The sequence below is a fragment of the Paraburkholderia sp. RL17-381-BIF-C genome, from assembly GCF_046026435.1.
Taxonomy (GTDB): Bacteria; Pseudomonadota; Gammaproteobacteria; order Burkholderiales; family Burkholderiaceae; genus Paraburkholderia.
Map to the genome: position 1 here is coordinate 1 of NZ_JARESX010000064.1, position 23575 is coordinate 23575.

General features: G+C 63.4%; 23 protein-coding genes. 12 read left to right on the forward strand and 11 right to left on the reverse strand.

The window, feature by feature from the left end; translation table 11 throughout:
- Nucleotides 1-151: 151 nt before the first annotated feature.
- The gene (locus P0D70_RS28535) at nucleotides 152-1438 is read right to left on the reverse strand and encodes a D-amino acid dehydrogenase (protein ID WP_408186918.1); all 1287 of its coding nucleotides are present in this window, start codon (nucleotides 1436-1438) and stop codon (nucleotides 152-154) included.
- A gap of 168 nt (nucleotides 1439-1606) precedes the next feature.
- Here P0D70_RS28535 and P0D70_RS28540 point away from each other — a divergent pair, with 168 nt between their 5' ends.
- Both P0D70_RS28540 and P0D70_RS28545 read left to right on the forward strand, forming a co-directional pair.
- Nucleotides 1607-2095 (forward strand): Lrp/AsnC ligand binding domain-containing protein, encoded by a 489-nt coding sequence (locus P0D70_RS28540; RefSeq protein WP_007180908.1) that lies wholly within the window; start codon nucleotides 1607-1609, stop codon nucleotides 2093-2095.
- A gap of 97 nt (nucleotides 2096-2192) precedes the next feature.
- Nucleotides 2193-3338 (forward strand): PA0069 family radical SAM protein, encoded by a 1146-nt coding sequence (locus tag P0D70_RS28545; protein WP_408186919.1) that lies wholly within the window; start codon nucleotides 2193-2195, stop codon nucleotides 3336-3338.
- 16 nt (nucleotides 3339-3354) lie between these two features.
- Here the strand turns inward: P0D70_RS28545 and P0D70_RS28550 are convergent, their stop codons facing one another.
- Together P0D70_RS28550 and P0D70_RS28555 are read right to left on the reverse strand one after the other, a co-directional pair.
- On the reverse strand, nucleotides 3355-3822 hold the full coding sequence (locus tag P0D70_RS28550) for an NINE protein (RefSeq protein WP_091800146.1): 468 nt from the start codon (nucleotides 3820-3822) through the stop codon (nucleotides 3355-3357).
- Nucleotides 3823-4046: 224 nt separating this feature from the next.
- Nucleotides 4047-5231: a PQQ-dependent sugar dehydrogenase gene (locus P0D70_RS28555; protein WP_408186920.1), complete on the reverse strand. Its 1185-nt coding sequence runs from the start codon at nucleotides 5229-5231 to the stop codon at nucleotides 4047-4049.
- Between the two features lie 172 nt (nucleotides 5232-5403).
- Between P0D70_RS28555 and rpsP the strand changes: the two genes are divergently transcribed.
- From rpsP to P0D70_RS28585, 6 genes are all read left to right on the forward strand, one after another.
- On the forward strand, nucleotides 5404-5658 hold the full coding sequence (gene rpsP, locus P0D70_RS28560; protein ID WP_007180912.1) for a 30S ribosomal protein S16: 255 nt from the start codon (nucleotides 5404-5406) through the stop codon (nucleotides 5656-5658).
- A gap of 132 nt (nucleotides 5659-5790) precedes the next feature.
- Complete coding sequence (rimM, locus tag P0D70_RS28565) at nucleotides 5791-6519, forward strand: ribosome maturation factor RimM (protein ID WP_408186921.1); 729 nt, start codon at nucleotides 5791-5793, stop codon at nucleotides 6517-6519.
- A 24-nt stretch (nucleotides 6520-6543) separates the two neighbouring features.
- Entirely contained in the window at nucleotides 6544-7311 is a 768-nt protein-coding gene (gene trmD, locus P0D70_RS28570; protein ID WP_408181087.1) for a tRNA (guanosine(37)-N1)-methyltransferase TrmD, read from the forward strand.
- Between the two features lie 157 nt (nucleotides 7312-7468).
- Nucleotides 7469-7855 (forward strand): 50S ribosomal protein L19, encoded by a 387-nt coding sequence (rplS, locus tag P0D70_RS28575; RefSeq protein WP_020069334.1) that lies wholly within the window; start codon nucleotides 7469-7471, stop codon nucleotides 7853-7855.
- Between the two features lie 93 nt (nucleotides 7856-7948).
- The gene (locus P0D70_RS28580) at nucleotides 7949-8671 is read left to right on the forward strand and encodes a CoA pyrophosphatase (protein WP_091792484.1); all 723 of its coding nucleotides are present in this window, start codon (nucleotides 7949-7951) and stop codon (nucleotides 8669-8671) included.
- A gap of 114 nt (nucleotides 8672-8785) precedes the next feature.
- Entirely contained in the window at nucleotides 8786-9724 is a 939-nt protein-coding gene (locus tag P0D70_RS28585; protein ID WP_408186922.1) for a CobD/CbiB family protein, read from the forward strand.
- Nucleotides 9725-9843: 119 nt separating this feature from the next.
- On the opposite strand, the gene P0D70_RS28590 is transcribed toward P0D70_RS28585, so the two are convergent.
- The 3 genes from P0D70_RS28590 to P0D70_RS28600 are packed head-to-tail and all read right to left on the reverse strand — an operon-like array spanning nucleotide 9844 to nucleotide 12372.
- Nucleotides 9844-10164 carry a putative signal transducing protein gene (locus P0D70_RS28590; protein WP_091792486.1) on the reverse strand — a complete coding sequence of 107 codons (321 nt, stop codon included), beginning with the start codon at nucleotides 10162-10164 and terminating at the stop codon, nucleotides 9844-9846.
- Between the two features lies 1 nt (nucleotide 10165).
- Entirely contained in the window at nucleotides 10166-11116 is a 951-nt protein-coding gene (rsgA, locus tag P0D70_RS28595) for a ribosome small subunit-dependent GTPase A (protein WP_408186923.1), read from the reverse strand.
- The gene (locus P0D70_RS28600; RefSeq protein WP_408186924.1) at nucleotides 11113-12372 is read right to left on the reverse strand and encodes a M48 family metallopeptidase; all 1260 of its coding nucleotides are present in this window, start codon (nucleotides 12370-12372) and stop codon (nucleotides 11113-11115) included. The genes rsgA and P0D70_RS28600 overlap by 4 nt, the downstream gene beginning before the upstream one ends.
- Nucleotides 12373-12540: 168 nt before the next feature.
- Here P0D70_RS28600 and orn point away from each other — a divergent pair, with 168 nt between their 5' ends.
- Nucleotides 12541-13152, forward strand: coding sequence for an oligoribonuclease (orn, locus tag P0D70_RS28605; RefSeq protein WP_408186925.1), 612 nt, complete (start codon nucleotides 12541-12543; stop codon nucleotides 13150-13152).
- A gap of 193 nt (nucleotides 13153-13345) precedes the next feature.
- On the opposite strand, the gene mog is transcribed toward orn, so the two are convergent.
- Entirely contained in the window at nucleotides 13346-14002 is a 657-nt protein-coding gene (mog, locus tag P0D70_RS28610) for a molybdopterin adenylyltransferase (RefSeq protein ID WP_408186938.1), read from the reverse strand.
- A complete protein-coding gene (gene yjgA / locus P0D70_RS28615) occupies nucleotides 13983-14597 on the reverse strand; it encodes a ribosome biogenesis factor YjgA (protein ID WP_091800163.1) in 615 nt (204 codons plus the stop codon). Before yjgA ends, mog begins: the two co-directional genes overlap by 20 nt.
- Before the next feature lie 254 nt (nucleotides 14598-14851).
- Between yjgA and pmbA the strand changes: the two genes are divergently transcribed.
- Nucleotides 14852-16222: a metalloprotease PmbA gene (pmbA, locus tag P0D70_RS28620; RefSeq protein ID WP_091792490.1), complete on the forward strand. Its 1371-nt coding sequence runs from the start codon at nucleotides 14852-14854 to the stop codon at nucleotides 16220-16222.
- Nucleotides 16223-16370: 148 nt separating this feature from the next.
- Here pmbA and P0D70_RS28625 read toward each other — a convergent pair whose 3' ends face one another.
- A complete protein-coding gene (locus tag P0D70_RS28625; protein WP_091792491.1) occupies nucleotides 16371-16871 on the reverse strand; it encodes a dihydrofolate reductase in 501 nt (166 codons plus the stop codon).
- Between the two features lie 163 nt (nucleotides 16872-17034).
- Nucleotides 17035-17511: a hypothetical protein gene (locus tag P0D70_RS28630; protein ID WP_408186926.1), complete on the reverse strand. Its 477-nt coding sequence runs from the start codon at nucleotides 17509-17511 to the stop codon at nucleotides 17035-17037.
- 536 nt (nucleotides 17512-18047) lie between these two features.
- Between P0D70_RS28630 and P0D70_RS28635 the strand changes: the two genes are divergently transcribed.
- Together P0D70_RS28635 and P0D70_RS28640 are read left to right on the forward strand one after the other, a co-directional pair.
- On the forward strand, nucleotides 18048-19442 hold the full coding sequence (locus tag P0D70_RS28635; RefSeq protein WP_408186927.1) for a sigma-54 dependent transcriptional regulator: 1395 nt from the start codon (nucleotides 18048-18050) through the stop codon (nucleotides 19440-19442).
- Between the two features lie 254 nt (nucleotides 19443-19696).
- The gene (locus tag P0D70_RS28640) at nucleotides 19697-20668 is read left to right on the forward strand and encodes a thymidylate synthase (RefSeq protein ID WP_408186928.1); all 972 of its coding nucleotides are present in this window, start codon (nucleotides 19697-19699) and stop codon (nucleotides 20666-20668) included.
- Nucleotides 20669-20768: 100 nt separating this feature from the next.
- Here P0D70_RS28640 and P0D70_RS28645 read toward each other — a convergent pair whose 3' ends face one another.
- Entirely contained in the window at nucleotides 20769-23405 is a 2637-nt protein-coding gene (locus P0D70_RS28645; protein WP_408186929.1) for a DUF6600 domain-containing protein, read from the reverse strand.
- Nucleotides 23406-23575 lie beyond the last annotated feature (170 nt).

Here is a 23575-nt window from a genome sequence, read left to right on the forward strand (position 1 = left end):
GGCGCTGTCGGAAGATCAGTTCTGACGCTGCTTCTGCTCTTAAACCTCGCTTGAAAAAACAAACGGCGCCTCGAAAGGCGCCGTTTGTTTTTGTCGATCTGGTCTGCGAGATCACACACTAGCTCAACCGCTCGCGAAGCGTCGTTAAACCTCAGGCATAAGCCGGGCGATGCGCGCCGCCAATCTCGCCGAGATAGCGATGCACCGACAGGTCGTCTGCCTTGATGGCCGGTTGCTTGCCCGACATGACGTCGGCGAGCAGTTGGCCTGAGCCGCACGACATCGTCCAGCCCAGCGTGCCGTGGCCCGTGTTCAGGAACAGATTCGCCACCGGCGTGCGGCCGACGATCGGCGTGCCGTCCGGCGTCATCGGGCGCAGACCGGTCCAGAAGGTAGCTTTCGACGTATCGCCGCCGCCCGGGAACAGGTCGTTCACGCACAGTTCCAGTGTTTCGCGACGCGCCTGGCGCAGCGATTTGTCGAAGCCGACAATCTCAGCCATGCCGCCCACGCGAATCCGGTCGTCGAAACGCGTGATCGCAATCTTGTAGGTTTCGTCGAGCACGGTCGACACCGGTGCCGACGCTTCATTGACGATCGGCGCGGTAATCGAATACCCCTTGAGCGGATAGACCGGGATCTTGACGAGACCCGACAGGAACTGGGTCGAATACGAACCCAGTGCGACGACGAACGAATCGGCACGCACGAGTTCTTCGCCGCACTTCACGCCGGCGATGCGGTCGCCGGCCATGGCGAGCGCGTCGATCGGCGTGTTGTAGCGGAATTTGACGCCCAGTTGCTCGGCCAGCGCGGCGAGGCGCGTGGTGAACATCTGGCAGTCGCCGGTTTCATCGCCCGGCAGGCGCAGACCGCCGGTCAGCTTGTGGGACACCGCGGCGAGCGCCGGTTCCGCTTGCGCGAGTTCAGCCGGCGAGAGTAGTTCATACGGCACGTTAGCTTCCCGCAGTACGGCGATGTCTTTCGCGGCGCCGTCGAACTGCTGCTGCGTGCGGAACACCTGCAGCGTGCCGCCGGTGCGGCCTTCGTACTGGATGCCGGTTTCGGCGCGCAGCGCTTGCAGGCAATCGCGGCTGTATTCGGCGAGGCGGACCATGCGGCCCTTGTTCACCGCATAGCGCGACGACGTGCAGTTTTGCAGCATCTGCCACATCCATTGCAACTGGAATTGCGTGCCGTCGAGGCGGATCGCGAGCGGCGCGTGTTTCTGGAACATCCATTTGACGGCCTTCAGCGGCACGCCCGGCGCGGCCCAAGGCGACGCGTAGCCCGGCGAGATCTGACCGGCATTGGCGAAACTGGTTTCGAGCGCCGGGCCGGCCTCGCGATCGATAACGGTCACTTCATGACCGGTGCGCGCCAGGTAATACGCACTCGTCACCCCGACGACGCCACTGCCCAAAACGACGACTCGCATAGATGCTCCAGGATATTCAGATGAGGTCTGAGGGCGGCGCGCTCGTCGAGTCGTTGGAATTCGTTCGATTAACGAGGTGTAACGCGGATCGCCCAGTGTTAACCGCTATACTATTAACAGTCAGGCAGGTTTTGTTATTGTATTTTCAAGATTTTCAGCAAAAACATCATGCGTACACAGCGCCAACCGGTCCGGGCTCTCGACAAACTCGATCACAAGATCCTGCGGCTCTTGCAGCAGGATGGCCGCATGGCCATGAAAGACCTGGCTGAGCAGGTTGGGTTGTCCGTGACGCCGTGCATCGAGCGCGTCAAGCGGATGGAGCGCGACGGCGTGATAACCGGCTACCACGCGCGCGTGAACCCGGCGGAGTTGGGCGCGGCGCTGCTGGTGTTCGTCGAGATCACGCTGGATCACAAGAGCGGCAACATGTTCGACCAGTTCCGCCGTGAGGTGCAGAAGATTCCCGAAGTGCTGGAGTGCCACCTCGTGTCGGGCGACTTCGACTATCTGATCAAGGCGCGCATCGGCGAAATGGCTGATTACCGGAAGCTGCTCGGCGACATCCTGCTGCAACTGCCCGGCGCGGTGCAGTCGAAAAGCTACGTGGTGATGGAGGAGATCAAGGAAACGCTGACAATCGCAGTCGGGGATTAAACAGCACGGCAAGCGCAAGACGGGGCTCGACAAACGGCGTAAACACTGTATATTTGTACAGGTATTTTACGCCGTTTGTGCTTTGCGTTTTCTAGCCGTGACCGACTCCGACTCCGAACCCGTCAACGAATTTCCGATCGCGCCGCCCGCGCCTCGCAAGGGCCGCGGCGCGGTGACGAACCTGCAAGGCCGCTACGAAGTCGACCAGCGCGAAGCAGTGGACGACGGCTGGCTGCCAGCGGCGGAAGGCGATGACGAGCCGAAAGTCTTGCGCACGCAAGTCTTCGAAGAGCGGGCCAAGACCATTCTTACGCGCAATGCGTCGCCGGACATTCCGTTCGGCGTGTCGCTCAACCCGTATCGGGGCTGTGAGCACGGCTGCATTTATTGTTTTGCGCGGCCCACGCACAGCTATTTGGGACTGTCCCCCGGCCTCGACTTCGAAAGCCGGATCTACGCCAAGGTCAACGCACCGGAGTTGCTCGAGCGGGAGTTGTCGAAGAAGACCTATGTGCCGGAGCCGATTGCGCTGGGCGTCAATACGGACGCCTGGCAGCCCGCCGAGCGTGATTTGCGGCTCACGCGCCGTGTGATTGAAGTGCTCAGCGAGCGGCATCATCCGTTCGCGGCGATCACCAAGTCGTCGCTGATCGAACGCGATCTCGATCTGCTAGCGCCTATGGCGGCGCGCGGGCAATTCATGGCGGCCATCACCATCACCACGCTCGACGCCGAGATCGCTCGCACGCTCGAACCGCGAGCGGCCACGCCGTCTCGGCGGCTGCGCACCATTCGCACGCTGAGTGAGGCGGGCATACCGGTCGGCGTCAGCATCGCACCGGTGATTCCGTTCGTCACCGAACCGGACATGGAGCGTGTGCTGGAGGCCTGTGCGGAGGCCGGCGCAAGCAACGCAAGCTACATCGTGCTGCGTCTGCCGTGGGAAGTCGCGCCGCTATTCAAGGACTGGCTCGCGGCGCATTTTCCCGATCGCGCCGAGCGGGTCATGGGCCGCGTGCGGGACATGCGGGGCGGGAAAGACTACGACTCTTGCTTCTCGTCGCGAATGAAGGGAGAAGGCTTGTGGGCGGACCTGCTCAAGCAGCGATTCCAGAAAGCGGTGCGCCGGCTCGGCTTGAACCAGCGTGATCGCGGCATTCTGGATATGTCGCACTTTCGCCGGGCGGAAGCGCCGCGTGCCCATGAATCGGTGCGCGACGATCCTCAACTGGATCTTTTTTAACGCTGCGTGAGACGGATCACTGCGAGAGTGCTTTGGCCGCCTGCACCTGACCTTCAAAGTAGGTCTGGAACGAGATGGCGAGCCCCGTCATCAGCAGGAAGGCGCCGATCAACAGTGAAAAAATCACGACGAAGATGACTGTCCAGCCAGAGCGGCTCTTGCGTTGGCTCTGGGCGTTGAATTGCGCGTCCCACTTTTCGTCCGGACGCAGCCCGTAGACGATCGCAGCGAGAAACGCGGCGAGCAGCGAAACCGCACCGGGAAACGCCAACACCCAGCCGAGCATGGAAGCCCGTTCGCTGGCCACCACCAGCATGGCGCCTGGAATGCCGATCAGCGTACCGATCACGTGCGCCCAGCCGTAGATGTCGCGCGTGCCGTACAGATAGAAGCGATGAGCGCCGAGGCAGCCGAAGAAGAACGCCAGTGCGGCGGTAATCGTCTTGGATCTGAAACGCGGGGAAGTCGAAGCAAGGGTGGACATGTAGGCGAGGTCAGAGTGACAGGCGGTCGAAAGGAACGGCGCGCGGCTCGCGCGGACCGACGCGCATTCTACGCCCGCCACACGGCGCCGGTCACGTGGCGGGCGGCGCGGCGGTTTTGCGATAAATGCCGGAGTTAGTAGGGTTGCATCCGCGGGGTGGCTAGCTGGTTCGGAAGGACGGCGGCGTTTCGGGCGCGCTGCGGCTGAATGTCGCTGACGGCTCTCTACGGCGCGGAGTAAGTGACGCGGTAAACCGCTCCGGCGTAGTCGTCGCTGATCAGGAGTGAACCGTCGGGTAGGGGCAACACGTCGGCGGGACGGCCCCATACGGCCTCGCCGGGTTGCAGCCAGCCTTCCGCAAAGACTTCCTGGCGGGCGTTGCCGCCATCCGGGTCCGTGACGACATGCACGACGCGATAGCCAACCTTCTTGCTGCGATTCCACGAGCCGTGCTCGGCGACGAAAATCGTATTCCGGTAAGCGGGCGGAAACATCGAGCCGCTGTAAAAGCGCATGCCGAGCGCGGCGACGTGCGCACCGAGTTTGACCGCCGGCGGCGTGAACCCGCTGCACGGATAGTCCTTTCCGAACTCGGGATCGGGCGTGCTGCCGCCGTGGCAGTAGGGGAAACCGAAATCCATCCCGGCGCGCGGCGCGCGGTTGAGCTTGTCGTCCGGGACGTCGTCGCCCAGCAGGTCGCGGCCGTTGTCGGTGAACCACAGTTCATGCGTCACCGGATGCCACGCGAAACCGACCGAATTGCGGATGCCGCGTGCCACGACTTCATAGTGGCTGCCGTCCGGGTTCATGCGGCCGATCAGGCCGAAACGGTCGCGGTCTTTCAGGCAGACGTTGCAGGGCGCACCTTGCGGCACGTAAAGCTTGCCGTCCGGGCCGAAAGCGATGAATTTCCAGCCATGGTGCGTCTCGGTAGGCAAGGTGTCGATCACGACGGCAGGCTTGGGCGGATCGTTCAGGTGCGTGTCGATCGCATCAAAGCGAACAATTTTCGATACCGCCGAAACATAGAGCGCGCCATCGCGCCATGCCACGCCCGCCGGCGTTTCCAGCCCGGAAGCAATCACGTGGCGGGCTGTCACGTGCCCATTTTGCAATTCGAGCGCGTAGACGTGGCCGTCCAGGCTGCCTATATAAAGAATGCCCTTCGGCGAGAGCGCCATGGCTCGCGCGCTGGGCACGGCGTCCGACAAGACTTCAATGCGAAAGCCCGGCGGTAGTTTGATCCGGTCTACCGGCAGTGCGGCGAGCGCCGGCAGGGCCGTCGCGGCGAGCAAGACGGCCGTGCCCGTGTTCAGAGTCCTGCTTCGCAGAATGCACGCCGAGCCGGCAAGTCGCGCAACGGTGCCAAGAAAATCGCGCAAAAACACAATGGGTGGCAGGAGTTTCAAGGGCGCTCCGTCAGGTAATTCGGGCGTTTCGGCGTGGTGCGAGGTCCCCGCCTGTCAGGCCGGCACAAGCCCGTTGCTCAGTTTATCCCGGTAAGTGTTTGTTATGGCGTCGGTTTCCCGCTATAATCGCGTGTTTCAGTCGTTCCGAACCCCGGTTTTCAAGGATTCTAGTATGGTCATCATCCGCTTGGCTCGTGGCGGCTCCAAGAAGCGCCCGTTCTACAACATCGTCGCAACCGATTCGCGTAACCGTCGTGACGGCCGCTTCATCGAGCGCGTTGGCTTCTACAACCCGGTCGCTACGAAGGGTGAGTCGCTGCGTATCGCTCAAGACCGCCTGACGTACTGGCAAGGCGTTGGCGCACAACTGTCGCCGACCGTCGAGCGTCTCGTGAAGGAAGCTGCAAAGGCGCAGCCGGCTGCTTAATGGTAGCTAGCCTGCGTATCGTCGTCGGTTCGTCCGGCGGCTCTCGCGGTTTGCGTGAGCGGCCCAATGAGCAGTCCGATGCGCGAGTTGTTTTGCTGAAGCAGGCGTCGAAGCTGGCAGTGAGGTTCTCTTATGTCTGAGCGTGATTCCGGCAGTTCAGGTAGCGCCAAGGCAGTAGCCCCGCGCGCGAAGACGTCTGATCAGGCGCCGTTCGGTGCATTCGTCCGTAAGCCGGTCGAAAAAGCCGAGGGCAAGGCGAAAGCCAATGTTGCAAACGCCGGTTCTGGTGCAGCAGAAATGCGCATGGAAACGGTGGAAAGCTGGCCGGCCGATGCGGTCGAGGTCGGTGCAATCGTCGACGCTTACGGCCTCAAAGGCTGGGTCAAGGTAGCCGCGCATGCGGATGCCGGACATGGCGGCGACGCTTTGCTGAGCGCGAAGCGCTGGTGGCTGCTCAAAGGCCAGGAGCGCAAATCGGCGCCGTCGTTGCAAGCGAAAACGCATAGCGACAGTGTGGTGGCCCATCTGGGCGGCGTCACTGATCGCGACGTGGCGCTGGCACTGCGCGGCTCCCGCGTCTATATCAGCCGCAGCGAGTTTCCGGCTCTCGAAGTCGACGAATTCTACTGGGTCGACCTGCTCGGCCTGGATGTGGTGAATGTTGCCGGGGTCAATCTCGGCAAGGTTGCAGACATGATCGACAACGGTGCGCACTCGGTGATGCGTATCGAATATCCGGCTACCGACAAAAGCGGCAAGCCGGTCACCGGCGAGCGTTTGATCCCGTTCGTCGGCGTCTTTGTCAAAACGGTGGACCAGGCGGCGAAGCAGATCACTGTCGACTGGGAAGCCGATTATTAAATCATTCGCTGAATGGAGAGAGCGATGCAGTTCGATGTCGTCACGCTCTTTCCTGACATGTTTCGTGCGCTGACCGACTGGGGTATCACCAGTCGCGCGGCGAAACAGGAGCGCTACGGTTTGCGTACGTGGAATCCACGCGATTTCACGACCGACAACTACCGCACAATCGACGATCGCCCTTACGGCGGCGGACCCGGCATGGTCATGCTGGCCAAGCCGCTGGAAGATGCAATCGGCGCGGCGAAAGCGGCGCAGGCGGAGCAGGGTATCGGCGCGTCGCGCGTCGTGATGATGTCGCCGCAAGGCGCCACGCTGAATCACGACCGTGTCATGCAGTTCGCGGCCGAACCCGGCTTGATCCTGTTGTGCGGGCGCTATGAAGCGATCGACCAGCGTTTGCTCGACCGTGTCGTCGACGAAGAAGTCAGCCTTGGCGACTTCGTGCTGTCTGGCGGAGAATTGCCGGCCATGGCGTTGATGGATGCCGTGGTGCGTCAGTTGCCCGGCGTGCTCAACGACTCGCAGTCTGCGGTGCAGGATAGTTTTGTCGACGTGCTGCTGGATTGCCCGCATTACACGCGCCCTGAGGAATACGACGGCGTGCGTGTGCCCGATGTGCTGCTCGGCGGCCATCATGCGGAGATCGAAGCATGGCGTCGGCGTGAAGCCTTGCGCAACACGTTGAACAAACGGCCGGATCTGATCGTGAAGGCCAGAAAGAACAAGATGTTGAGCCGTGCCGATGAGGCATGGCTTGCGAGTCTCGCGAAGGAAGAGTCGAAGGCGTAAAGCCTCGGGTCTTTCAAGCGGACACCAGGCGGCGCCGCGCATGCGTGCACGGCGCCTGATGTGAACCCATCCTCTATCGGGGCCGTAGCCGAGCGCAATAAGGAAACTTAGTGCAAGGCAGGTACGAACGCCGACAAGATGGACTTAGGAGTCAGTGATGAATCTGATTGCAAAACTCGAGCAGGAAGAAATCGCGCGCGCCCTCGGCGAGAAGACCATTCCCGAATTCGCTCCCGGCGATACGGTGATCGTCAGCGTGAACGTGGTTGAAGGTACGCGTAAGCGTGTTCAGGCTTACGAAGGCGTCGTGATCGCCAAGCGTAACCGTGGTCTGAATTCGTCGTTCATCGTCCGCAAGATTTCGTCGGGCGAAGGCGTCGAGCGTACGTTCCAGACGTACTCGCCGCTGCTGGCAAGCATCGTCGTCAAGCGTCGTGGTGACGTGCGCCGTGCGAAGCTGTACTACCTGCGCGACCGTTCGGGCAAGTCGGCCCGGATCAAGGAAAAGCTGGTCTCGAAAGACCGCGCTGCTTCCCAAGCGTAAATGCTGTAAGAAAAAGCACCCCTCGCGGGTGCTTTTTTGTTTGCCAGGTCAAAATAGCGGCATGTCCCCTATCCGCCTATTTCGAGAGACCCGTTGATCCGCCCCGTCTTTGAGCCTGAAACTCTGCCTGTCGAAGCGACGGGCGCCGATCTGCCGCCGGTGGCCGGCGACCGTCTCACGCCTGACGGCCTGCGCGCACGCTTCGAGCAGCGCCTTGCCTGGACTCCCGAACCCATCGTCGAAGCGCCGTGGCGCGATACGCATGCCGATCCGCGAGTCGCCGCGGTGCTGGTACCGCTGGTGGTGCGCGAGCGCGGCCTGACCGTGCTGCTGACCCAGCGCGCCGACCATCTGAACGATCATGCGGGGCAGGTGAGCTTTCCCGGTGGCCGTCACGAACCCTTCGATGCCGACGCCACCGCCACCGCGCTGCGTGAGGCACAGGAAGAGGTGGGTCTTGCGCCCTCGCGTGTGGAGATTCTCGGCGCCTTGCCGGACTACCTGACGGGCACTGGTTTTCGCGTGACGCCGGTAATCGGCCTCGTGCATCCGCCGTTCACAGTGAAAGCGGACGCGCTCGAAGTGGCCGAAGTCTTCGAAGTGCCACTCGCCTTTCTCATGAACCCCGCCCATCACGAAGAGCGCGTGTTTCGCTACGAGGGCGGTGAGCGGCGCTTCTTCGCCATGCCGTATCCGCGTGCCGCGTCGGCCGAAGCGCAGGCTGCGGAGAGCGGAAGCGAGCTCGGTGGTCACTACTTCATCTGGGGCGCAACGGCGGCGATGCTGCGCAACTTCTATCGCTTCCTCGCGGCGTAAACCGCACGGGACTGTGCAGTTGTTGGGTGTTTGTCAACGACTGCGCTCAGTCGCATCCGACCCTGTGCTATCGTTATAAAACAATCGTAAAACTCGAAAAGCACGGCGCATCGCATGACTTTTTTCTCTGTATTGCTGGCTCTGATCATTGAACAGGTGCGTGCGCTTTCACCGAATAATCCGGTGTCCGCGTTGCTTCAATACCATGCGGAATCGGCGGCGCACGGATTCGATGCCGGCAAGCCGAAGCATGGCTTGCTCGCCTGGCTCGTGGTGGTGGTGCCTTGGACGTTGGCCGTGGCGCTCGTCTACTACGTGCTGTATCACATCCATTTCGCACTGGCGTTCCTGTGGAACGTCGCGGTGCTGTACTTCACGCTCGGCTTTCGCCAGTTCAGCCATTACTTCACGGACATCCACCTCGCGTTGAATAACGACGACGTGCCGCACGCGCGTGAAATCCTGAACGAATGGACCGGGCTCGATACCGTCGATATGCCCGTCAGCGAAATCGTGCGTCATACGCTGATTCATGCGGTGGTCGCTTCGCATCGGCATGTGTTCGGCGTGTTCTTCTGGTTTCTGATTCCGGTCGGTCCGGCGGGCGCGGTGCTATATCGGATTGCCGAGTATCTGGCGCGCACGTGGGCACGTCCGGTCGACGATCGCACGGTTGCGTTTTCGAGCTTTGCACAGCGCGCCTTCTTCGTGATCGACTGGGTGCCAGCGCGGCTGACGTCGCTGGGCTTTGCGATTGTCGGCAATTTCGAAGACGCGATTTATGCATGGCGCAATCATGCGCGCCAGTGGCCGGATGCGAACGACGGCGTGTTGCTGGCCGCGGGCAGCGGTGCATTGGGCGCACGTTTGAGCGGGCCGCTTGCCGAGCCGTCGAGTCTCGACGCATTAGCCACCGGCGACGGCGGCCCGATGCAGGTCGGCGACGACTGCACGCCGCGCACGCTGCAATCGGCTGTGGGGTTGGTGTGGCGCGCGGTGGTGCTGTGGATGATTCTGCTGTTGATGCTGACGATTGCAGTGTGGCTGGCTTAAAGTCGCTTAGCTGATCTTGATTGGCATAAAAAAACCGGACAACGTCCGGTTTTTTTTATGCCTGCAACTCGCCCTGAAATAAGCGCCCTGAAATAAGCTGACACCGATCTCGTTCGGAATCACCCATCCCGCGGATCGCGCGCCGTCCCGCACTGCCAGCACACCGTAAACTGCGCCTCGAGCGTTTCACCACAGTGCCGACACCGCCAGCCGGGCGTTCCCGCCGCCGGCCCGTGCGAGGCTGCATCGATCAACCTTCGCGCCATCGCCTCATCACGTTCGTCGACGAGCCAAAGCTCCGGCGAGCACTGATCCGCCGGAATATCGCCGAGCGCGCCGTTCAGATAACGGTTGTGCAACTCGCAAGCAATGCCCGCGGTGGCCAGCACATTGACCCAGTGCTGCCCGATGATCAGATTCGGCGCGCGCATCAGTTTCATGTCAGCGCACGATCTGGCTGGCTTCGTGCACGAGTTGCGCATACAGCGCATGCCGTTCGGGGCGGATGCGGCCGTCCGCGACCGCTTCGAGGATCGCGCAACCGGGCTCATGCAAGTGATGGCAGTTGTAGAAGCGGCAGTTCGGCAGTAACGGCCTGAACTCGGGAAGCGCGCGCTCGAGTCGGCCCTCGGTCAGATGATGCAGGCCGAACTCCTGGAAGCCAGGTGAGTCGATCAACGAACCGCCTATGCCGTCCGCACTGTCCGGCAGCGGATAGAGACGCGTGAAAGTCGTCGTATGGCGCCCGCTATTGAGCGCCGTAGAAATTTCGCGCGTGGCGACTTCGGCATCGGGAATCAGCAGATTGACGAGTGTGGATTTGCCCATGCCCGACTGGCCGAGCAGCAGCGTCGAATGACCATGCAGATGTTCGATCAACGCGGCACGTGCGGCCTCGGGCTGAGTCTTGATCGACACTTCCACGACCGTATAACCCAACGCGCGATACGGCTCGAGCCGTTTGCGCGCGCCTTCGAGCGCACCGGTCACGTCGGTCTTGTTCAGTACGATCAACGGCTTCAGTTCGTTCGCCTCGGCCGCGACGAGCGCGCGGCCGAGCAGGTCTTCGCTGAAGTGCGGTTCAGTGGCGAGCACGATCAGCAACTGGTCGAGGTTGGCCGCGAACAGCTTCGACTTGTACTGATCCGACCGGTACAGCAGATTGCGCCGTTCGCCGATCTCGACGATCACGCCTTGATCCGCCGAAGCCAGCTCGTAAATCACGTGATCGCCGACCGCCACCTCGCTGCGCTTGCCGCGCGGGAAGCATTGAAGCATGGCGCCGCCGTCGTCCGGTGCGACGAGATAGTGGCGGCCATGCGCGGCCACCACGAGGCCGCCTACACGCGCGCTGGACGGCGCGCGCGGCGCTTTCGGGGAGCGGCCGCTCATGCGTGCCGCAGCAGGCGGTCGATCCGCTGCGACGCCGGCGGATGCGAGTAATAGAACGCGGTGTAGAGCGGATCGGGCGTCAGGGTCGACGCATTGTCCTCGTACAGCTTGACGAGCGCGTTGACGAGATCTTGCGCGTCGGTCTGCGTCGCGGCGAACGCGTCGGCTTCGAACTCATGCTTGCGCGAGCTGAGGCTGCCGAGCGGCGTGACGAAGAACAGGAACACCGGTAACGCGAGGAAGAACAACACCAGCGCGAGGCCGCTATTGCCGCCGACCAGCGACGGCCGCACGCCCAGCCCTTCATAGAACCAGACGCACTGCATGAGCCAGCCGAGCAGGGCGAGCATGACGAGACTGATCGCGAAGGTAACGAGCATGCGCTTGATCACATGACGGCGTTTGAAGTGGCCGAGTTCATGCGCGAGCACGGCTTCGATCTCGCTGCCCGACAGGCGCGCGAGCAACGTGTCGAAGAACACGATTCGCTTGGCGGCGCCGAAGCCGGTGAAATAGGCGTTGCCGTGCGCCGAACGGCGGCTGCCGTCCATCACGAAAAGACCCTTGGCGGCAAAGCCGCAGCGTTGCATCAGCGCTTCGATGCGGCTTTTCAGCGCTTCGTCCTTGAGCGGCTCGAACTTGTTGAAGAGCGGCGCGATAAACGACGGATACAGCACCAACACGAGCATCTGGAAGGCGACCCACACGACCCATGTCCACAGCCACCAGAGGCTGCCGGCCTGGTTCATCAGCCACAGCACGACGAACAGTAACGGCAGGCCGAACGCGGCGCCGAGCAACACGCCCTTCATGCGGTCGACGAAGAAAATGCCGCGGCTCATGCGGTTGAAGCCGAAGCGCTGTTCCACTACGAACTGCCGGTAGTAGTCGAACGGCAGGTCGACCACGCTGGTGATCGCGATCACCGCGGCGACCAGCGCGATCTGCCCGATGTATCCGCGGCCGAGCCAGTCGGAAATGCCCAGATCGAGCGCCTGCACGCCACCGAGCAGCGTAAGGCCGATCAGCACGGCCGCGCTGACGACGATCTCGATCATGGTCAGACGCGTGCGCTCGACGGTGTAGTCGGCGGCGCGCTGGTGCGCGGTGAGCGCGATGGTGCCGGCGAACTGGCTCGGCACCTGCTCGCGATGTTGGGCCACGAAGCGGATCTGCCGCGACGCGAGCCACAGTTTGGTGCCGACCATCGCCACGACGGCGACGACGAACAGAACGGTGAAGTACAGGGTAGGCATCCGGGGATTCCGTGGTATCTATGCGAGAATTATATGTTTCTTCCTGCCTCGCGGCGGGAAGGTGAGTCCAAACCGGCTCGCACCAGCTTAATCCAATCTCAAACGAACAATCGCCGCGGCAAGCGGGCTTGCTGACAAGCCGTTTGCCCGGCCATCAGGGTTGCCTTCATGACTGACATCCTCGCATCCACCGAACAGCCGCCGCTCGTGCGCAGCGACATGAATCTCGTCTGGCTGGACATGGAAATGACCGGGCTCGAACCCGATTCCGACCGCATCATCGAAATCGCGGTGGTGGTGACGAATTCGACGCTCGACCGCCTCGTCGAAGGTCCGGTTCTGGCGATTCACCAGAGCGACGAGACGCTCGCCAAAATGGATCAGTGGAATCAGAACACCCATGGCCGTTCGGGGCTGATCGACCGGGTGAAGGCGTCCACGGTGAGCGAGGCCGACGCCACCGAGCAAATCCGCGATTTCCTGAGCGTCTTCGTGCCGCCCGGCAAATCGCCGATGTGCGGTAACTCGATCTGCCAGGACCGCCGCTTCATGGCGCGCTGGATGCCGGACCTGGAGCTCTTCTTCCATTACCGCAATCTCGACGTCAGCACGTTGAAGGAGCTGTGCCGCCGCTGGCAGCCGGCCATCTACAAGGGTTTCCAGAAGCGCGCGATGCACACGGCGCTGGCCGATATCCACGAGTCGATCGACGAACTGAAGTACTACCGCGAGCACTTCCTGATCCCGTCGGCGCCGGACGCCGCCGGCGGCGCGGAATAACGGGGCTGATCTGCTTCGACGCGTAACGCGCCGGTGGCTGGCCGGCGCGGCGCCGCCTTCCGGCTGGGCGCACCTCGCTGGTCGCGGCTGACTGGCGCCTGCCAGTTCCCTGCGCCAGAGCGCGACCCAAAACCGAAGCCCCGGGAAGCCAGACGGCCAAATCACAGCGGCCAATCCGCGCCGTGATTCCAGCCTATGCAGACTTGGGCGCGCGCTGCGCGTTCTTCGGCCGGAACGCCTTCACCACGTCGGCGTTGGTTTCCACATAAGGCCCGCCGATCAGGTCGATACAGTACGGCACCGCGGCGAAAATGCCCGGCACCTTCACCGCGCCGCCCGCTTCGGCGTCGCGCAAACCTTCCAGCGTTTCCTTGATCGACTTCGGCTGCCCCGGCAGATTGATGATCAGCGCTGCGTGCTCCGCCGTTTCGCGGATCACGGCGACCTGGCGCGACAGAATCGCGGTCGGCACGAAATTCAGGCTGATCTGCCGCATCTGCTCGCCGAAACCCGGCATCTCCTTCGTTGCGACCGCAAGCGTCGCCTCGGGCGTCACGTCGCGGCGTGACGGGCCGGTGCCGCCGGTGGTCAGCACCAGATCGCAGCCGACCTCGTCGACCAGTTCGGTCAGCGTGGCGGAAATGGTCGGCGCATCGTCCTGAATCAGACGGGTGACCACTTGCCACGGTGAGGTGAGGGCCGCGCCGAGCCATTCCTGCAAGGCCGGAAGCCCTTTATCCTCGTACACGCCGGTGGAGGCGCGGTCGCTGATCGACACGAGGCCGATCAGGATCTCGTCGGGGTGATTGCGTGCCGGCCTGCCTGCGTGATCATGCGTCGCGGTCGTCATCGTCATCGTCGTCCAGGGCGTCGTCGGCGTCGGAATCGGTCTGCGCGGACGGGCCGTCCGCGTTCTTGATCCACTGGAACAGTTCGCGGAAGTAGCGCGGCGGCTTGCTCTGCTGTGCTTCCTTGCGTGCGTTGCGGATCAGCGTGCGCCCCTGCTGCGGGTCGGCGTTCGGGTGCTGGCGGATGAAATCGGTCAGCGCGGCGTCGTCGGCGAGCAGTTTTTCGCGGGTGCGCTCGATCCAGTGGAGTTTGGCCGTTTCCGCCTTGTTGACGCCGTTATAGGTGTCGAGCGCGGTGCGCAGCGCGGCGGTTTCCTCGTCCAGCAGCGAGCGCATCACGCGGCCGACGTACTGCACCTGGCGGCGCTTGCCTTCGTGATCGGTGATGCGGCGCGCTTCGCGCACGGCGTCGTCGAGCTTTTCGGGCATCGGCATGCGCTTGAGCGCGTCTTTGGGCAGCGCGATCAGCGCCGCGCCCAGTTCCTGCAGCTCGTGCATTTCGCGCTTGAGCTGAGACTTGCTGGGACGGTCGTAGCCGTTTTCGTCGACTTCCGGCTCGGCGGATTCGATGGGTTGAATGCGGGTTTTGCGTGTCATACCGATATTGTAGCGTGCCGCGCCCGCTGAACCGCCGTGCTGCTGCGCACAAGGCCTCGCGCCCTGCGAAGCGATGGCGGCGCGGCGCATGCGCGAGGCGCTGCGAATGCCAGGTACGGCGTCGCGTACCTTGCTATGATCGCGGGATGCATAACCCGACACGGGCGCGCGCATGCGTGAGGCATGTGCGTAACCGGTGCGAACATAGCGAACACACCCAGGGCCGCTCGGCCCCGAACAGGACGGCAACGACAATGGCAGCAGACATGGACGTCAAGCAGCGCTTTTTTCCGCATACCCAGGATGAGCTGAAGGAAATCGCCTCGGACATCCTTCGTCACGCGAAGTCGCTCGGCGGTACCGACGCGGCGACCGAGATTTCCGAAGGCGACGGCCTGTCCGTCTCCGTGCGGCGCGGCGAAGTCGAGACGATCGAGCACAACCGCGACAAGATGGTCGGCGTGACGGTGTTCATCGGCAACAAGCGCGGCAACGCGAGCACTTCGGACTTTTCGTCGCAGGCCTTGAAGGACACGGTCGCGGCCGCCTACAACATCGCGCGCTTCACGGCCGAAGACGACTGCGCGGGTCTCGCCGAAGCCGAATTGCTGGAAACGGCGCCGCGCGATCTCGATCTCTATCACCCGTGGAATCTGTCCGCGGATGAAGCGGTGGAAATTGCCCGCCGCTCGGAAGACGCCGCGTTCGCCACCGATCCACAGATCAAGAATTCGGAAGGCGCGAGTGTCTCGGCACAGCACTCGCAGTTCGTGCTGGCCACCTCGCGCGGCTTCCTGGCCGGTTATCCGTACTCGCGCCACTACATCGCGTGCGCGCCGATTGCAGGCAGCGGCCGCAACATGCAGCGCGACGACTGGTACACGTCGACCCGCAGCGCCGAAGAACTGGCCGATCCCGAAGCCGTGGGCCGTTACGCGGCGCAACGCGCGCTCGCGCGCATCGGCGCGCGCGGCCTGGATACGCGCAAGGTGCCGGTGTTGTTCGAAGCGCCCCTCGCCGCGGGCCTGCTCGGCGCGTTCGTGCAAGCCACGAGCGGCGGCGCGCTGTATCGCAAGACCTCGTTCCTCGTCGACAGCCTCGGCAAGCCGGTGTTCGCGCCGCACGTGCAGGTGCTCGAAGACCCACATATCGCGCGTGCCATGGGCAGCGCGCCGTTCGACGAAGAAGGCGTGCGCACCAAAAAGCGGTCGGTGGTGAAAGACGGCGTGGTGGAAGGTTATTTCCTGTCCACGTACTCGGCGCGCAAGCTCGGCATGCAGACCACCGGTAACGCGGGCGGCTCGCACAACCTGTCGCTGCTGAGCTCCAACACACGCCCCGAGGACGACTTCGAAGAAATGTTGCGCAAGCTCGGCACGGGCCTGCTGCTGACCGAACTGATGGGGCAGGGCGTGAACTACGTGACGGGTGACTACTCGCGCGGCGCGTCGGGCTTCTGGGTCGAGAACGGCAAGATCCAGTATCCGGTCGAGGAAATCACGGTGGCGAGCACGCTGCAGGAGATGTTCCACCACATCGTCGCGATCGGCGCGGATACGATCACGCGCGGCACCAAGAAAACCGGCTCGGTGCTGATCGAGCGCATGACGATCGCGGGGCAGTGAAGCGATTTTGCCGCGAGCCGGCGGGCCGCCGGTTCGTCGGTCGATGAGAAAACGCCACGCGAGGTCATTGCGTGGCGTTTTTTTTGTATCAGCTCGGCGGCGACTGTCTGCTTCGAGCGGGCACGATTACCCCTGAAGGGGGCCGGTCTCAGACGCCTTTGCGCCGGTACGTCACGAACGCGTAGTCGAAGTCGTTCGGCGCATGCGCGCGGTGTGTTTCGTGCGCGACTTCTTCCCACTCGGTTTCGTCGAGTTCGGGGAAGGTGGCGTCGCCTTCGAAGTCGGCGGAAATCTCGGTGACGATGAGCTTGTCCGCCTGCCGCAACCCTTCCTCATACAACTGCGCGCCGCCGATCAGAAATGCTTCGGGCGCCTGATCCTGAGCGGCGAGCTTGAGCGCCTCTTCGAGCGTCGTGGCCGCGTCGCAACCCTGGAAGCGCCGCGCGGCATCCCGCGTCACGACAATGTTGCGGCGTCCGGGCAAAGGCCGGCCGATCGACTCGTGCGTTTTGCGTCCCATGATGATGGGCGCGCCCATGGTGGTGCGCTTGAAGAACGCGAGGTCTTCGGGAAGTCGCCAGGGCAACTGGTTGTCGCGGCCGATCACGCCGTTATTGGCGCGAGCGACGATCAGGGTGAGCGTCGTCATCGAATGGAAAGGGGAACGTAACCGGACCAATTCTACCTGACGCGCAAGGCCATGCCGCCGAGGCGGGTGGCGAGCCAGCGGCAAAGATTCGCGGGCGTTGCCGTGCCGGTTGCGGTGTGTTCGCTGCGCCGCCAGCCCTGTTTGCATCGCTAATTTGTTCGGGCTACTTTCTTTGGTAAGTGCCGACGTTGCCTTGGGCCGCGCGTGCCGCGTCGATAGGGATGGGTAACGGCGAGGGCGGGGCGATCTCGTCCCACAGTGTCACGTTGCTGCAGCCGCCACTGTTGTCGCGCATGAACTGTGGCGTGGCGGCCACCATCACCATGCCGACGGCGCTGCCGCGTGGCCGCGAGAGCATCCGGTCGTCGAGCGAAAAATCGTTCATGGATGCAGCATCGGCCGAAATACTGAGCGAGTTCGCGACCTGACGAAAGGCGGCGGCGGTGCGCGCCCTCGCATCGGAGGAGCCGGCTCGCGTGATCGTGGCCTCGGAGGAAGCGGCCGCACCGGCATGGGCGGATTGGGCCGGTTCCGCGTCCTGCGCATGGGCGCCAAACAGGACCGTGGTCAGCGCGATTGAAGCGCCATCGGCCGCGCGGGGTGTAACGGGGGTGAGATCGATGCGGAAAACAAGTCGCATGATGTGTCTCCTTGGTGCACGACATTTAGCGAAACGTGTGCCATCACTCGCAATCCATTGGTGCATCAGGAGGTGAAGCAAAAGCGCGAAGCAATGTTTGAGAATTTGAACAAAAACGTTTCAGGGCTGAAACGACATGCAGGAAATACCTATAATTTGTTAATTCAGTCGGTATGAAGTACCTTGGCTCTCCGCTTGGGAAAGCGCTTCCACTAATCTTTTATTCGTCGGCTGAATAACCGTTTATTGCCCGCAGAGCCTTGCTGGGTAAGGAGTGCACGATTAAATTCGCATAACTGTTTTCCAAGCGCCGCGCGTATAGTAAGCTCTCAGAAAAGAGCTTCAGTTTTAAAAAAGCCCACCAAAGGGCCGTCTCAATCACACACACGCCGCTTTCTTGGGGATCAGCTGTCCGCACGGAATGGAATGCCCGTTCGGTTTTTGCTATTTCGCGAATCCCGAATGAGTCAGCGTGTCTGAATTCGGTTCAGGTGCGTGCGTCATCCTTAACGTTCGTTGACGAGAGGATCTGAATAATGGAACCCGCAACGCGACAACTGATTTACGTTTCGCGCGATCCGAGCGCGGAGCTGAATACTCGGTTTCATCAGCGCGGCTGGCAGGTCGAAGTGGTGGGGTCGGCGCGCGACGTGCGCCGGGCGGTTCGCGCCGGAATGGCGGCGGGTGGCCTGCTCGATCTCTCTAGCGATTTTCAGCCACACGAAATCGCTGCGTTCGAATCGTGCCTGACCATGCCGAACGTCGGCTGGGTCGCGGCCACCATGCCGGGTCAGCTGCAGGACGCCGCGTTGCGCCGGCTCGTACGCGACTATTGTTTCGACTATGTGACCGTGCCGTATTCGGGCGACAGGATCGTCGACTCGGTGGGTCACGCATACGGCATGATTTCCTTGGGCGAGCCGGCTTCCAACGACGCATCGCAAGGCGCCGAAGGCGAAATGGTCGGCTCGTGCGACGCCATGCTTGCGCTGTTCCGTTCGATCCGCAAAGTGGCGATGACGGATGCGCCCGTGTTCATCTCGGGCGAATCGGGCACCGGCAAGGAACTGACCGCTGTCGCGATTCACGAACGCTCGGCCCGGCGCAATGCGCCATTCGTGCCGATCAACTGCGGCGCAATTCCTCCGCATTTGCTGCAATCCGAACTGTTCGGCTATGAGCGCGGTGCGTTCACCGGCGCCAATCAGCGCAAGATCGGCCGGGTGGAAGCGGCCAACGGCGGCACGCTCTTTCTCGACGAAATCGGCGATCTGCCGCTCGAAAGCCAGGCGAGCCTGCTGCGCTTTCTGCAGGAGCGCAAAGTGGAGCGGCTGGGCGGGCACGGCGCGGTCGATGTCGACGTGCGTATTATCTCGGCCACGCACGTGGATATGACGGCGGCGATGATCGAAGGCCGTTTCCGTTCCGACCTGTATCACCGCCTCTGCGTGCTGCAGATCGACGAACCTCCACTTCGCGCGCGTGGTAAGGATATCGAACTGCTTGCCCGGCACATGCTGGAACGTTTCAAGAAAGATGCGAGCCGCCGCTTGCGCGGCTTCGCGCCGGACGCGATCGCGGCACTGCATAACTACGGCTGGCCGGGCAACGTGCGCGAGTTGATCAACCGGGTGCGGCGCGCCATCGTGATGTCCGAAGGCCGCGCGATCACGGCGCGCGATCTGGAGCTCGCCGAATATGTGGAGATCGTGCCGGTCTCGCTCGCGCAGGCGCGCGAAGCGGCCGAACGTCAGGCGATCGAGCTGGCTCTGTTGCGCCACCGCGGGCGTTTGGGCGACGCGGCTCAAGAACTCGGCATCTCACGCGTCACGTTGTACCGGCTCTTGTGCTCGCATGGCATGCGGCATATGGAGGGCGAGCCGCTCGCTTCGCCGCACGGCGATTTGCCGGCTTCGGTGCCGCACCTGTAAATCGTTTGACGGGCCGCGTGGTTTGCGCCGGCCATTAGAGCGACTTCAGCGATTGATGCAGGGCGCATTAGCCGCGCTGTGATCGGCGGCGCGCCGTCCGGGTGCGCCATCTGCGTCCGCCTTTTCCCGAGATAATTTCAATGCCGCGCGCCCCAACCGGGCGCCGTCTGGCTGCGCTTGTTAAAATCGGGTTTTCCGCTCAATCCCCGTGGCGCCCGGATCTATCCGGCAGGCGCCGCGTCGAAGGAACCCGAATGAAACAATACCTCGACCTCGTCCGCACGATTCTCGACACCGGCACGTGGCAGGAGAACCGCACTGGCATCCGCACGATCAGCATGCCGGGCGCCATGTTGCGCTTCGACCTTCAGCAAGGCTTTCCCGCGGTCACCACGAAAAAGCTGGCGTTCAAATCGGCCGTGGGCGAACTGGTCGGGTTTCTGCGCGCCTCGCGCAGCGCCGCGGATTTCCGCGACCTCGGCTGCAAGGTGTGGGACGCGAACGCCAACCAGAATCCGCAGTGGCTCGCCAATCCCTATCGCGAAGGCCCGGACGATCTCGGCGACGTGTACGGCGTGCAGTGGCGCCAGTGGCCGGCCTACAAGGTGTTGAACGCAGACGCGAGCGCGCAGCTTGCCGACGCGACCGCGCGCGGCTTCCAGGTGGTGACCGAGTTCGAAGAAGATGGCAGCCGCAAAGTGTTGCTGTACAAAGCGATCGACCAGTTGCGCCAATGCCTCGACACGATCATGCAGAACCCGGCGGACCGGCGCATTCTGTTTCATGCGTGGAACCCCGCGGTGCTGGATCAGATCGCGCTGCCGGCTTGCCACCTGCTTTACCAGTTCGTGCCGAACGTGGTGCGCAAGGAAATTTCGCTGTGCCTTTATATCCGCAGCAATGACGTGGGCTTGGGGACGCCGTTCAATCTGACCGAAGGCGCGGCGTTGCTGCACCTGGTCGGTCGTCTGACGGGTTATACGCCGCGGTGGTTCACCTATTTCATCGGTGACGCGCACATTTACGAGAATCAGCTCGACATGTTGCAGCAGCAACTCACGCGCGAGCCGTACGAAAGCCCGGCTTTCGCGATTTCGGATCGCGTGCCGGAGTACGCAAAAACCGGCGTGTACGAGCCGGAATGGCTCGAAAAGATCGAGCCGTCGGATTTCTCGCTGGTCGGCTACCGGCATCACGAGCCGCTCACTGCGCCAATGGCCGTTTGAGCGTCGGCGGGCAAGCTGCCCGGTTCGCATGAAGAAAAACCCCCGCGATGCGAATCGCGGGGGTTTTTTCATGCTGACTGCAAACGCAAGCGGGAGGCGCTCAGCCTTTGTGATGCTCGTCGCGGTTTCCGCCACCTGAATGCTGTTCGGCGTGCTGCGGCTGTGCCTGAGGATGCGGCTGCTGGGCCTGCTGCGGGCGTGATTCCTGGCGCGGCGGCTGCGGCTGCGGATGAAACTCCGGCCGAGGTTGTTGCTGCGCCTGTTGCTGACGGGGCTGCTGCTGTGGCTGGGCATGAAACTCCGGCCGCGGCTGTTGCTGCACCTGTTGCTGGCGCGGCTCAGGACGTGGCTCTTGGCGCGGAGCCTGCTGCATGGGCTGCGGATGATATTCCTGACGCGGTTGTTGCGCCTCAACTTGCGCTGGACGCGGCATCTGCTGCTCAGGCTGACGTTGCATCTGCGCCTGCGGCTGTGGCTGCGCATGAAGCCCCTGCTGCTGTTGCTGCTGCACGGCCGGGTTTTCCGTGGGATGCGGCGCGCCGTGCTGTTGTTGCGCCGTCTCCGGCAGCCTTCCCTGTGGCTGAGCGCCGTGCTGTGGAGCGGGATCCGGCCGCCCAGCCTGTTGTTGCGCACCGCCGTGCTGCTGGGCCATCGGCGTGTGCGGCTGTGTCCAGGCCGGCTCGTGGCGTTCGTTGATGGCCGGCTGCTGACCTGCCTGTTGCGGCATGCCGCGCTGCTGTTGCTGCGCCCACGCCGCTGGGTTGCCGCCCGGGTTGCCGCCGTTCGCTTGCGGCGGACGCGGCACACCGTTCGACGGACGTTGCGACTCTTGAGGCTCCGGGCGCTGGTTTGCCATTTGCGGCGGCATGCCTGGCCGCTGTCCAGCTTGCTGCGTGCCGCCACGCGGCGCCTCACCCGGCCGCTGCCCAGCCTGCTGCATGCCGCCATGCGGCGCCTCACCCGGTTGCTGCCCGGCCTGCTGCATGCCGCCACGCGGCCCTTCACCCGGCCGCTGTCCCACCTGCTGCCCGCCGCCAGGCCCACCCGGCGCGCCCGCCGCCATCCCCGGCGCACGTCCCGCGATATGCGACTGCACGACCCGCACGTTCTGCACCGGCAGCGCGCTCGGACCGCCCGCCATATGCGCCGGCACCGAAGTCCGCACGATAGGCTGGCCGGCGCCCGACACCCGTCCGCCGCTTTGTGCGAACCGCTGAGCGAGGCTGTCGTGGTAAGCCGCCGGCATCGCCGGACTACGTGTCGCTACCACCGGACGCGCCATCACCGCCGCAGGCGGCCGGTAGTTCGCATTGCGCAAACCCGGGCCGAAACTCTCCCGCACCGGCGCGATTCCCGGGCCGCCCGGGTTGATCTGCGCGTTGCGCCATTGCCGCGGATCGACCTTCTGGGCGAAGCGTCCGACCGGCTGACCATGTACGAAGGCTGTCGCCGGCATCGCGGTCACGCCGCCCGGCGCGCGGTAGTTGATATAGGTGTTGTGAATGTTGGTCACATTCACGTTGCGGTTGTAGTTGTTGACGATCGTCGTCTGGTTGACGCGGTTGTAGTAACCGGGGCTCCAGTGATCGTGATCGCCCCAATGCGGGTGCCACGGCTCGCCCGGGCCGAGCGGGAACCATGCGACGCCCGCCGCTACCGCTCCACCAATCGCCAGATCGACGCCCCAGTTCACGCCGCCGCCTCCGCCGCCCACGAAGGCGACGAGAGCGGGTGCGTAGACGGGCGGCTCGCTGACCGCGACCGGTCCCGGCACCCACGCCCATGTGTCGTCGACCTGAGCCCAGCGGCCGTAGTGGTAGGGCGCGAAGCCCCACGGCGCGTCGTCGACCCAGGTCCAGCCCCACGGCGCCTGCCATACCCAATGGCCATCGTGATACGGCGCCCAGCCGGCGGGCGTACCGCGCGGCACCCACACTTCACCGTATTGCGGCGAGCTCTGCCACGTGCCGTTGGCGTCGAGATCCTGATAGCCAGGAATGTCGCGCGACACGTAGCGCGCCGAGACCGAGCGGTCTTCGGCAGCGTCGCGGCTCGCGGCCCATTGATCGAAGCCGTCGAGGCCGGGCGCGCCGTTGTCGGCGACCTGCTGGAGGTTGGTGCCGCCAAAGCGGATCTGCTGGCCGGCCGCAACCGGCACCTGGCCGTTGTCGCCGTACACCGTCGCGCTGCCGCTGCGCACGGTGACGGTGGTGCTGCTGCCGTCCGGCGCGACGTCGACGCGATAGTCCCCAGGTCCGTTCAGGCCGAGCGCGAGATTCGGCGTGTCGATTTCATAGGACGAGCCCGGCGCGAGTTCCCGCACGCGGGCCGACAGCGTGCCCTGAGCGACTTTGAGCTGGGCACTGTTGTCGTCGAGATTCAGCAGGTCGAGGCTGGTGGACTGGCCGAGGCGCACCGCGGTCGAGCCGATGTGCAGCTCCGAGCGGGCGTTCTGATCGTTCCACAGCTGGTCGCCGGTGGTGAGCGGGCGGTTGATTTGCGCGTAGGACCAGTCGGTGGCGCCGGCCGGTTCCGTGGTCACGGTGCCTGCCGTGTAGTTCAGGCGCGCGACGCGGCCGGGCGGATCGGTGTTTTGCGATGCGGCGGCGGCCTGCGGCGCTTGCTGGACTTCCTGCGCCAAGGTGGCTTGAGCCGCAAACAGGAACGTGGCGGCTGCGATCAACGTATAGCCGATGACCCGGCGGTTCGAATGGTGGTCTGGGGTGACTGTTCTCATGATTTATCTCCGACGAACGCGGCATCTTGCGGCATCCGTGCAGTCACTCTACCTGTGGCGATTGTTTCAAGGCCCCCACTTTTGTAAGGCCGCCTTGCCACCGTGTAACAAAAGATCTCGAAAAAGGTCTCGATAGGTTAATCGTAAGCGGATTGCCGATGTCCTGTAAG